Raw genomic sequence first — 11,130 nt, forward strand, 5'->3', positions numbered from 1 at the left:
GTCAGACCTCGAATTGCATGCCGTCGTGGGCGACCTCGATGCCGTGTTCGCGCAACTGCGCACGCTGCGCGGAACCCGGATCGAGAATCGGATTCGTGTTGTTGATGTGCGTGAGGACCTTGTGTGTGCGCGCCGGCAACTGCCGCAGCCGGTCGATCATCCCCGGCCGCGCCGCGTCGCCGCACTGCGCGAGATGGCCCATGTCGGCCGCGTGCTTCGACGACAGGCCGAGGTCGATCATCTCCGTGCCGGTCCAGAACGTGCCGTCCACCAGCACGAGATCGGCGTCGCGCATCGCGGCGCGCACGCTGTCGTCGACGTCGGCGAGCCCCGGTGCGTAGAACGCCTGCCGGCCGGTCGCCGTGTCCTCGATCAGGAGTGCGATGTTGTCGCCCGGCACGCTCGCCTCCCGGCGCGGCGAATAAGGCGGTGGCTTGCTGTCGACCGGCACCGCGGTCAGGCGGATGCCGGCGGCACCCGGTATCGCGAACGGCTCGCCCGGCGCGATCGGGTGCACATCGACGCCGCAGTAGTGGCCGAGCAGCGGCACGAGCGGCAGCCCCGTCGACAGATCGTCGAGCACCGGCGCGCTCGCGTAGAGCGGCAGCGGCGACGTGCGCTCGCGCAGCATCAGCAGGCCGGTCACGTGATCGATCTGCGCGTCGCACAGCACGACGGCGACGATCGCGCTGTCGCGGATCGCGCGGGCCGGCTGCAGGTCGGGGGCGGCGCGCAACTGCGCGAGGATGTCCGGCGACGCGTTCACCAGCACCCAGTCGATGCCGTTGCCGCTGACCGCGATCGACGATTGCGTGCGCGGCACGATGCCGTCGGTGCCGGCCCGCGCGCGACGGCAGTTGCCGCAGTTGCAGTTCCATTGCGGCAATCCGCCGCCGGCGCCCGAGCCGAGTATCTTGATCTTCATCTGCATGTGCTCCCGGTGCCGCCCGCATCGTGTCCGTCGCTGCGGGCGGCACTGCGCGCGTCGATCAGCGGTTGGCGATGTACATCGTGATTTCGAAGCCGAAACGCAGGTCGGTATAAGCCGGGGTGGTCCATTGCATGATGTGTCTCCTGGTTGAGTAAGTGAGTCGATGAAACCGCATCGATCGAGCGGCCGATACCCATTCAGCAAGGAGCGTGCCGGGGCTGGATTTGCATCGCGCAGCAGCGCGCGCGGGCATGCGGCAGCCGCCGGTGGGTCACGCCACCGGGATTCTTTCGATTTTCATACGGAAATATTTCGACAGCCTTCCGGCGAAGGCTCGTGGCATGCGCGGCCGGTTGAACAAGTGTTGAATCCCTGAACACCGGGTGTTGCAACCTGACACACCCGTGTGACAGTCGCGCAGGCCGTCAGGGTTCGTCCGGCTCCAGCGCATCCGGCCCGGCGGCCGGCATCTTGCGATAGATCGTGTTGCGCGACACGCCGAGCGCGCGGGCGGCGGCCGATACGTTGCCACCGTGGCGCGCGAGCGCGGCCGCAATCGCGGACGCGGCCACGTCCTGCAACCGCGCATCGCCGGCCGCGGCCGCGGCCACGCATGCAGGCGCTTGCGCGGCGAGCGGCGGCGCACAGGTGCCCTGCGCCGCCGGCCCGCCGTCGCGCCGCACGTCGTCGAAGAAATCGTCCGGCAAATGCTCGCAGCGGATCTCGCAGTCGTCTTCGACCATCGCGGATGCCGTCCGCAGCAGGTTCGCGAGCTGCCGGAAGTTGCCCGGCCACGCGCAGCGCTCGAACAGCGCCATCACGTCGGGCGCGACGCTCAGCGGGCGGCGCCCGGGCCCCGACAGCGTCTCCCGTTGCAGCATCTTCTGGACGACCACCGCGAGGTCCGTGCGATCGCGCAGCGGCGGCAGGCGCACGACGAGGCCGTTGAGCCGGTAGTACAGGTCCTCGCGAAAGCGGTTCTGCGCAATCATGTCGCGCAGGTCGCGGTGCGTCGCGCAGATGATCGCGATGTCGACGCCGATCGCCTTCGTCGAGCCGAGCGGGTTGACGATGCGCTCCTGCAACACGCGCAGCAGCCGCACCTGCAGCGGATACGGCATGTCGCCGATTTCGTCGAGAAACAGCGTGCCGCCGTTGGCCTGCAGCAGCTTGCCGGTCGCGCCCTTGCGGCGTGCGCCGGTAAAAGCGCCCTCCTCGTAGCCGAACAGCTCGGATTCGATCAGCGTCTCCGGAATCGATGCGCAGTTGACCGCGACGAACGGCCCGTCACGGCGCGGCGAGTCGTTGTGGATCGCCTGCGCGAGCAGTTCCTTGCCAGTCCCGGTCTCGCCGGTGATCAGCACCGGAATGTCCTTGCCGATCACCTTGCGGACCTTCGCGATCACCGCCGCGACCTGCGGATCGCCGGTGTCGAGATAGCTGAGCCGCGACAGGCTCGCCGCGCCCTGCGCGGCAGGCGGCCGCGCGGCGCCGTCGTGCACTTCCGCAGGCCGGCTGCCCTCGGCCCGCAACGCGCGCCGGAACTGCACGCGCGCGCAGACCACCGCGCCGTTGCCGAGGTTCAGCGACACGTGCGGCTCGGTGCTCGCGCGCATCCGGTCGATCAGCTGTGCGCTCGTCACGTCGAACAGCGACGCGAGCGTATGCGCGCGCAGTGCGGCGAGCGGCATCCCGAGCTGGAACTGCGCGCTGCGGTTGGCCGACAGGAAGCGGCCGTCCGCGGTGAACGCGACGATCCCTTCCATCAAGGTGCCGAGAAATTCGGGGCGGCCGTGGAACGACACCTGCAGCGTCTCCTGGAAGGTCGTCGTGAACAGGTGGTTCTCGATCATCTGCACCGACATCTTCGCGAGCGCCATCGTGTGCTGGTGATAGCTGCGGTGGTCGCCCGTCACGTCGAGCACGCCGATCGCGTCGCCGTACGGATCGAGAATCGGCACGCTCGAGCAGGTCAGGAAATGGTTCGCGGCCAGGTAGTGCTGGTCGCCGTGCACGACCATCGGACACAGCTCCGCGAGCGCGGTGCCGATCGCGTTGGTGCCCTGCCGGTTCTCCGCCCAGTTCGCGCCCGGGCGCAGCGCAACCCGTTCCGCGCGCCGCAGGAAGTCGTCGTCGCCGATCGAGTGCAGGATCAACCCTTCCGCATCGGTCAGCACGATCATGCTTTGCGTGTTGACGATCTGTTCGTGCAGCGACTCCATCACGGGCATCGCATGCACGCACAGCACGCGGTTCTGCTCGCGCTTGAGCGCCAGCGCCGCGCCGGACAGCAGGTCGTAGTCGGGACGTGCAGATGCCTGCAGGCCGAACGTCTCGGACCGCTCATGGGACTTCTGGATCGTCGGCGTCGGCCAGCCGGGCGCATGCGTGGCCCGTGCGTTGGCCGTCGGATGAACGTCATCGCGCATTGTCTCCTCCGGGGATCCTTCCGGTCGGTGCCGGACTCTTTGTGCTGGATCAAGCAAGCTTCGGGCCACGCTGCCGGCGGCGCCCGGGCCGATTGCCGGATATCGTTGCGCCGACGCCGGTCGAAAGCAGAATGCAAGAAACAGTCGACGGCATGCGAAGCGACGACTGCGGACGTCATATCGCGAATCCGCCCGCCGCCGCTACCCGGTCCATCCCGATCGTGGTCGCTGGCGCGATTCTGGCTTTGATGTGGATCAAGCCCCGGTCTGTTCGCGCTTTCCGTGGCACCCGGCCGCGACGCCGCTCCCGATACCCCGACGACATGACGCCATGACGCACCGACTGCTCCGCTCCGCTTCCGGCTCCCGGCCTGCCCTGTCCCGCGACGCATGCCGGATCGCGTGGACGGATGCCGGCAATCCGCTCGGCCAGCCCGTCGTCGTACTGCACGGCGGGCCCGGCAGCGGCAGCCGGCCGGCGGTGCTGCGCCTGTTCGACCTGACGCGCGTGCGCGTCGTGCTGGTCGACCAGCGCGGTGCGGGCGCGTCGACGCCGCGCGGCGGCCTGCGTCACAACAACACGATGCGGCTGATCGGTGACCTCGAGGCATTGCGCACCCGTCTGGGCATCACACGCTGGGCGGTCGTCGGCGGGTCATGGGGCGCGGCGCTCGCGCTCGCGTATGCGGGACACCATCCGTCGCACGTGACCGGCGTCGTGCTGCGCGGGTTGTTCCTCACATCGTCGCGCGAAGTGCGCGGCCTCTTCGTCGGCGCGCGCGCGCGGGCACCGCGGGCATGGCAGCGCCTCACAGCCGCCGCCGGCACCGCGCGTGCCGATCGCCTGATCGCCTGCTGCGCGCGGCGTCTCCAGCCGGGGGCCGGCGCGGCGCGGCAACGTGCGGTCGCGCTGGCCTGGAATGCGTATGAAGACGCGATCCTGACGGGGCGGCCGGCACGTGGCGCCCGGCCGACCCAACCCGCCGTCGACCGGCTGATCGACAAATACCGGATCCAGGCGCATTACCTGCAACACGCGTGCTGGCTCGGCGAGCGCCGGCTGCTCGCGCTGGCCCGACAGGCCGCGCAGGCCCGCGTGCCGCTGCATGCCGTGCACGGCACGCGTGATCGCGTGTGCCCGGTCGACAACGTCGGCCGTCTCGCGCGCGCGGTGCCGGCCGCCACCGTCGAACGCGTGCGAGCCGGGCATCTCGCGAGCGACGATGCGCTCGCGCAGGGCGTCGCTCGCGCGCTGCGCGAAATGCTGGCCGTCAGCGCGGACGCGCCACCCGCTGCCGGGTCGCCCGCTCCGTCCCACGCATAGCGCGCGCCGACCCACGCGCCGCGCGTCGCGCCCAGTCCGACGAACTTCGCGTCGACGGGATTGCGCCCGTCGAACGAATGATTCGGACCGTTGAACAAGTTCCGGCCGAGCATCCCGACGCTCGCGTAGCGCCTGTCGAGCAGGTGGGCCGAGCGACGCGACAGCTTGCCGTTCGTGCCACCCCTGTCGAACCTGTGCCAATTTGGGTCACCGGCACGGTATCCCTCCCGGCGCGCGTGCTCGTCGCCCTGAACGTTTCCGGGGTGCACGCCGCGCACAGCGCATGGCGAATCGCACCGGGCCGCGCGAGATCGGCCCGCTTCGTCGAAGGCGACCGCATTCCCGCGGTCGCACGTCGACGCGTTCGCGCATGCACGCACGGCGGGCCGCCGCGATTCGCCATGCGCCGCGCAGACGATGCGCCCGAGCGCGCACCGCACTGTCATGTTTCGCAACACTCCGCCCGCGGCTGTCCCCGAACGCAACACACGCGGATCACCCGCGCTGCGTCGCACGCATCGCCGCCGCACGCGCAATCGGCCGCTCCGTCTTGCGCGGCAAGCCTCTCGCCGCAGTGGCATGCGATTTGCGTGACTGGTTGCGCACTGGACCCGGATCCCCACCCCTGCCGGCCCGGCCATGTGTTGGCCGCGGTGCGACCACAATGACTCAGGAGACAACCATGAAAAAACTCTCGGCTTCGACGAGCCGACTGGCAACGATCGGAATCGCGGCAGCCGCCGCCATCGCCTTGAATCCCGGCCTCGTGGACGCCGCCGCGGATTATCCGGCCGTCACGTACCAGCGGCTCACCGATGCGCAACGCGATCCGGGCTGGCTCACCTACTACCGCACGTACAACGGCCAGGCGCATTCGCCGCTCAAGCAGATCGACGCGTCGAACGTGAAGCAGCTCACGCAGGCGTGGAGCTACAAGTTTCCGGCCGAGCTGAAGCAGGGCTTCGAAGCCACGCCGATCGTCAACGGCCGCTACCTGTTCGTGACCACGCCGAAGGACAACGTGTACGCGTTCGATGCGGCCACCGGCGCGCAACTGTGGAAATACGAGCCGAAGCTCGGCGCGGAGTCGTTCAAGACGGCCTGCTGCGACGTCGTGAACCGCGGCGTCGCGCTGTACGGCAAGAACGTCTACGTCGCGATGCTGAGCGGCGAAGTGGCCGCGCTCGATGCACAGACCGGCGCACTCGTGTGGAAGAAGCGAATGTTCGAGCCGGGGCTCGGCTACTCGTTCTCGCTCGCGCCGCTCGCGCTCGACGGCGCGCTCGTGGTCGGCAGCTCGGGCGGCGAATACGGCGCGCGCGGCTTCATCGCCGCGCTCAGCCCGAACGACGGCTCGCTGCTGTGGAAGCGCTACACGATCCCGGGCCAGGGCGAGAAGCACGCCGATACCTGGCCCGACGGGATGCAGGCGCACGGCGGCGCACCGGCCTGGCTGACCGGCACCTACGACGCGGCGACGCGCACGCTGTACTGGGGTGTCGGCAACCCGGGGCCGTGGCTCGCGGACCTGCGCCCCGGCGACAACCTGTACTCCGATTCGCTGCTCGCGCTGGATCCGAAGAACGGCGACCTCAAGTGGCACTACCAGTACACGAAGCACGACACGTGGGACTATGACGGCGTCAACACGCCGGTGCTCGCGACGATCAAGTACAAGGGCAAGGAGCACGACGCGATCATCCACGCGGACCGCAACGGCTATTTCCACGCGATCGACCGCGACAGCGGCAAGCTGATCTATGCCGAGCCGTTCGTGAAGGCGACATCGGTCACCGGCTACACGGAAGACGGCGCGCCGATCCAGGATCCCGCGAAGTATCCGAAGGTCGGCACGACCATCGACACGTGCCCGAGCTTCCTCGGCGGCAAGAACTGGTGGTCGGTGTCGTACGACCCCGAACGCCATCTCGCGATCGTGCCGGCGCTGCATGCGTGCATGAGTCTGTCGGGCAAGTCGGTCAACTACATGGAAGGGCTGCCGTATCTCGGCGAAGGCTTCGAGATCAAGCCCGAGCCGGGCAGCGAAGGCTACGGCGAGCTCCAGGCGATCGACGTCAACACCGGCAAGAAGGTGTGGAGCCACTGGAGCAAGCTGCCGTGGAACGGCGGTGTCGCGACGACCGCGAGCGGCCTCGCGTTCAGCGGCTCGCTCGACGGCCACCTGTACGCATTCGACGTCACCAGCGGCAAGGTGCTGTGGGAGAGCCCGAAGCTCGCGAGCGGGATCATCGCGCAGCCGTCGGTGTTCGAAGTCGACGGCAAGGAGTACGTAGCAGTACTCGCCGGCTACGGCGGCGCGAACCCGATCTGGGGCGGCCCGATGGCCAAGGCGGCTGACGACGTGCCGCGCGGCGGCACGCTGTACGTGTTCGCCCTCGATCGCGGCTGACCGTCTTACGGCCACCCGCAGTGTGCCCGCGCCGCCGGCGCGGGTGCCTTCCCCCCTTCCCATCCGGGCGTACGATCATGAACATTCGACTCTCCCGCCTCGCCGTGGCCTGTGCGCTCGCGGCAGGCACGGCGCTGACACCGGCGCTCTCCACGGCCGCGACGCCGGTGCGCGTCTGCTCGCTGCCCGGTACGCCGACGGCCTCGCTCGACAAGGCCGTCGCACGCGAGGCGTTCCGCACGGCCGGCATCGCCGCGACGTTCGCCGCGCATGACGCCGGCGGCAGCGACGACGACGGCGTGTCCGCGCACGAACTCGCCGGCATCCTCGAACGCGATTGCGACGTGCTCGCCGGCTTTCCGCGCTCGGCCATCGCCGACGCATCCGAAACGAAGCTGCTGTTCTCGCAGGGCTACCTGCGCTCGGGCTACGTGAGCGTCACGCGCCGCGATGCCGGCGCAGCGGCCACCGACCGCGAGATCGTCGCGGCCACCTATGCGAGCCCCGCGCAGCTGATCGCGGTCCAGCAGAAGAACGCGCGCTTCGATCTCGAGAACACGTCCGAGCAAACGGTCGCCGCCGTGGCGAGCGGCCGCGCGCATCGCGCGATCGTCTGGTACCCGGCGGTCGTCGCGTATCAGGCCGCGCATCCGAAGCACGCGTTCCGCATCGGCGCGACCTCGTCGCCCTATGCGGAGTGGCAGCTCACGTTCGCGTTCGCGCCGCGCTCGGCCGCGTTGCAGCAGCGTATCGACGCGGCACTCGCTCAGATGAAGAACAACGGCCGGCTCGCCGCGCTGACCCGCAAGTGGGCGCTGCCGGGCAGTGCGCTCGAGGCGCACGATCCGCGCGCGACGCCGCGCTTTCTCGACGGCGCGATGGCGGCCGCCGGCCCGTCACGCGCCGGCCTGCTGCGCGCGCGCGGCGTACCGGCCGGCGGCGGCTTCATGCGGGTCTCCGGGAGCACCGGCGATGCCGCGCCGTCATTCGATGCGGCCCAGGTCGAACATGGCAAGACGCTGTACGGCAATGCGTGCGCCAAGTGCCACGGCGCCAACCTCGAAGGCGACACCGCGCCCGCGCTGAGCGGTCCGTCGTTCGCGCCGCTGGCGCATTCGCACCTGACGATCGGCGGCGTGTTCGGCTACATGGCGACCAACATGCCCGCCGACCAGCCCGGCAAGCTGAAGGACGACGACTATGCGGACCTGATGGCGTTCCTGCTCGCATCGAACGGCTATGCCGCGAGCAAGAACAAGCTGAGCGCCGATACGGCGCGCGCATCGGCCGCGCCGCTCGTCGTCGGCCCGGCGGGACACAGGGAAGCCAGCCAGTAACCGCGCCTGCGGCCCGGATGCGCATGCCGGGCCGCACGACGCCACGATTTCTTCTTCACCAGGAAACGACAGTGATGCACACCACGACTCGCAGAACCTTCATCGTCCGGACCATCGGACTGTGCGCGGCGCTTGCCGCGGCACGCCCCGCGCTGGCTGCCCCGCCCCTCGTCGACGAAAACGACGCCGCGGCCAAGGCGCTCGGCTATCGCGCCCGCGCGTCGAGCATCGACGCCGCGCAATTCCCGAAATTCCAGCCCGGCCAGCGCTGCTCGAACTGCCGCTTCTACAAGGGCGAGGCGGCGGATGCCGCCGGCACGTGCGCGATGTTCGCCGGCAAGTCGGTTGCCGCGGACGGCTGGTGCAACGTATATGCCAAGCGCGCGTGACGCGTCGCGCGGCGAGATGCCGGCGCGGTCCGCACCGCGGCACGCGCCGGCGTCCGCCGCCGGCCCCGACAACGACGCACCGCAACGCGCGGCCGCCCATCTCCACGCGCTGATTTCGACCGGACTGGCACGCGGATTCGTCACGCGCGGCGACATCATCGACGCGTTGCCCGACGACGATGCGAACGAAAGCGACATCGACGCGGCCGCCGCGGTGCTCGGCGAACTCGGCATCGCGGTGCGCGACAGCGCCGATGCCACGAGCGGCTGGACGCTCGAGCGCTACTTCCGGCCCGCGCCGCCCGCGCGCGCGTGGGTCGACGGCGTCGGCACGCTCGCCGCGGCCGACCTGCTCGCACCGCGCACGACCGATCCGGTCCGGTTGTACCTGCGCGAGATGGGCACGACGCCGCTCCTCACGCGCGACGAGGAATTCGCGTACGCGCAGCGAATCGAGCGCGGCCGTGCCGCGTCGGTCGCGGTACTGTGCGGCGACCCCGACGCGCTCGACGCGCTGGTCTCGATCCGCACCGAAATCGCCGCATGCCGGACCGCGGCAGCGACCTATGTGACCTTTCTCGACGACGGCCCGCGCGACGACACGCCGGCCGATCATGCGGATGCGGGCGCTTCGCCAGCCGCCACCACCGACGACCCCGCGCGTGACGACACCGAGACTGATACGCGGACGGAGGATGCGGCCTGGCGCAACGCGGTAGTGGCGCGGCTCGCACGCATCGACGCTCTCGCGGACGGCCTGCGTGCGGCGCTGGCGTCCGGCGGCAGCGCTTGCGCCGCGTATCGCACGCATGTACGCGACGCCGCGGCGCTGCTCGGCACCCTGCGCCTGTCCGCCCGCGCGCTCGAGCGAATGAGCGAGCCGCTGCGCGTACGCGCACGCCGGCATCGCGCGTTGCGCGGCCGGCTGGAGCGACTGCTGGCCGGCGTGGGCATCCCGCCGTCGTTCGCGCAGGCAACCGGCGACGACCACGCCGGCTGGCTCGCGTCATGCATTGCCGCGCATCCCGCCTGCGGGCCGACGCTGACCCGACGCGCGGCCGAGTTCGTCGATGCACGCGACGCGATCGTGCGCGGCTCCCCCGCGTCGGAACTGCCGCCCGGCGCGACCGCGTCGCTCGATGCACGGCTCGGTGCGATCGAACGCGCGATGCAGCCGGCGCGCACGGGCTTGTTCGACGCGAACCTGCGGCTCGTCGTGTCGATCGCGAAGCGCTATCCCGATCGCGGGCTGCCGTTCGCGGACCTGATCCAGGAAGGCAACATCGGCCTGTTGAAAGCCATCGAGCGCTACGACCACCGGCGCGGCTTCCGGTTCTCGACCTACGCGACCTGGTGGATCCGGCAGGCGATCACCCATGCGCTCGCCGACCTCGGCCGGACGATCCGCGTGCCGACGCATACGGTCGACGCGCTGAACAAGCTGACGCGGCTCGCGCGCGAGCATCGGCAACGCGCGGGCACGGCGGCGACGCCGGCCGAACTGGCCGTCCACATGGGCGAGCCCGTCGACAAGGTGCGCGACCTGATGGCGATCGTGAAGGAACCGGTGTCGGCCGACGTGCCGGTCTCGCCGGAAGGCGACATGACCTTCGCCGACGTCGCGCCGGACGTGTCGACGCCGTCGCCCGAAGATGCCGCCGGCGCCATGCAATTGCGCAATACGATTGCTGCCGCGATCGACCGGCTGCCGCCGCGCGAGGCGATGGTCCTCAGGCTGCGCTACGGGCTGCACACGGACGAAGGCTGCTCGCTGCGCGACATCGGCCGCCAGTTGAACCTGTCCGCCGAACGCGTGCGGCAGATCGAGGCGTCGGCGCTCGCGCGCCTGCGTGCGTCCGACGCGCTCGACGTGCTCCGGTCGTTCATCGCATAGCACGGCGTCCGGCCCGCGGCGTGCACGCCGCGCATCGTGCGCCGTGTTGACGCCTGCAACACCCGCTGCTGCATTTCGACGCAACACGCAGGCCGACAGGATCGCCGGGCGTTCGAGCGGTAATTGCTTTGCAGTGCAGATAGATTGGCGAAAGCCGCACGACAACGCGCACGTACGCCGTTCCGGCCGAATACCCGCGCGATTGGCATGCAAGTTGCGTTTCAACAGTCAGGCCACACCCTACGATTTCCATGGAGAACACCTTGACTGCCCTCGTATCGATCCTGCAGGAACGCCGAATCTTCGAACCGTCGGCCGACACGCGCGAGCGCGCGACCCTTTCCGGCATGCCGGCCTACCAGGCGCTGGCCGCCGAGGCCGAGCAGGATTACGAAGGCTTCTGGGCGCGTCTCGCG

At 70.0% G+C, this 11,130-nt stretch carries 8 protein-coding genes; 5 read left to right on the forward strand and 3 right to left on the reverse strand.

What is annotated here, in order from left to right; genetic code table 11:
* Nucleotide 1 precedes the first annotated feature (1 nt).
* From pqqB to DIE22_RS12135, 3 genes are all read right to left on the reverse strand, one after another.
* A complete protein-coding gene (pqqB, locus tag DIE22_RS12125; RefSeq protein WP_124501537.1) occupies nucleotides 2-925 on the reverse strand; it encodes a pyrroloquinoline quinone biosynthesis protein PqqB in 924 nt (307 codons plus the stop codon).
* Nucleotides 926-989: 64 nt separating this feature from the next.
* Entirely contained in the window at nucleotides 990-1,064 is a 75-nt protein-coding gene (gene pqqA, locus DIE22_RS12130; protein WP_006410019.1) for a pyrroloquinoline quinone precursor peptide PqqA, read from the reverse strand.
* Nucleotides 1,065-1,356: 292 nt separating this feature from the next.
* Nucleotides 1,357-3,360: a sigma-54-dependent Fis family transcriptional regulator gene (locus DIE22_RS12135; protein ID WP_124501538.1), complete on the reverse strand. Its 2,004-nt coding sequence runs from the start codon at nucleotides 3,358-3,360 to the stop codon at nucleotides 1,357-1,359.
* A gap of 331 nt (nucleotides 3,361-3,691) precedes the next feature.
* Between DIE22_RS12135 and DIE22_RS12140 the strand changes: the two genes are divergently transcribed.
* The 5 genes from DIE22_RS12140 to DIE22_RS12160 all read left to right on the forward strand — a co-directional run bounded on the left by DIE22_RS12140 (nucleotide 3,692) and on the right by DIE22_RS12160 (nucleotide 10,714).
* A complete protein-coding gene (locus DIE22_RS12140) occupies nucleotides 3,692-4,684 on the forward strand; it encodes an alpha/beta fold hydrolase (protein ID WP_124605178.1) in 993 nt (330 codons plus the stop codon).
* 682 nt (nucleotides 4,685-5,366) lie between these two features.
* Entirely contained in the window at nucleotides 5,367-7,094 is a 1,728-nt protein-coding gene (locus tag DIE22_RS12145; RefSeq protein WP_124501540.1) for a methanol/ethanol family PQQ-dependent dehydrogenase, read from the forward strand.
* A 77-nt stretch (nucleotides 7,095-7,171) separates the two neighbouring features.
* Nucleotides 7,172-8,431: a c-type cytochrome gene (locus DIE22_RS12150; RefSeq protein WP_124605179.1), complete on the forward strand. Its 1,260-nt coding sequence runs from the start codon at nucleotides 7,172-7,174 to the stop codon at nucleotides 8,429-8,431.
* Nucleotides 8,432-8,505: 74 nt separating this feature from the next.
* Nucleotides 8,506-8,820, forward strand: coding sequence for a high-potential iron-sulfur protein (locus tag DIE22_RS12155; protein WP_124605180.1), 315 nt, complete (start codon nucleotides 8,506-8,508; stop codon nucleotides 8,818-8,820).
* Entirely contained in the window at nucleotides 8,804-10,714 is a 1,911-nt protein-coding gene (locus tag DIE22_RS12160) for a sigma-70 family RNA polymerase sigma factor (protein WP_409410187.1), read from the forward strand. Before DIE22_RS12155 ends, DIE22_RS12160 begins: the two co-directional genes overlap by 17 nt.
* The last annotated feature ends 416 nt before the right edge of the window (nucleotides 10,715-11,130 follow it).

This window comes from Burkholderia sp. Bp9142 (assembly GCF_003853415.1).
Lineage (GTDB): Bacteria > Pseudomonadota > Gammaproteobacteria > Burkholderiales > Burkholderiaceae > Burkholderia.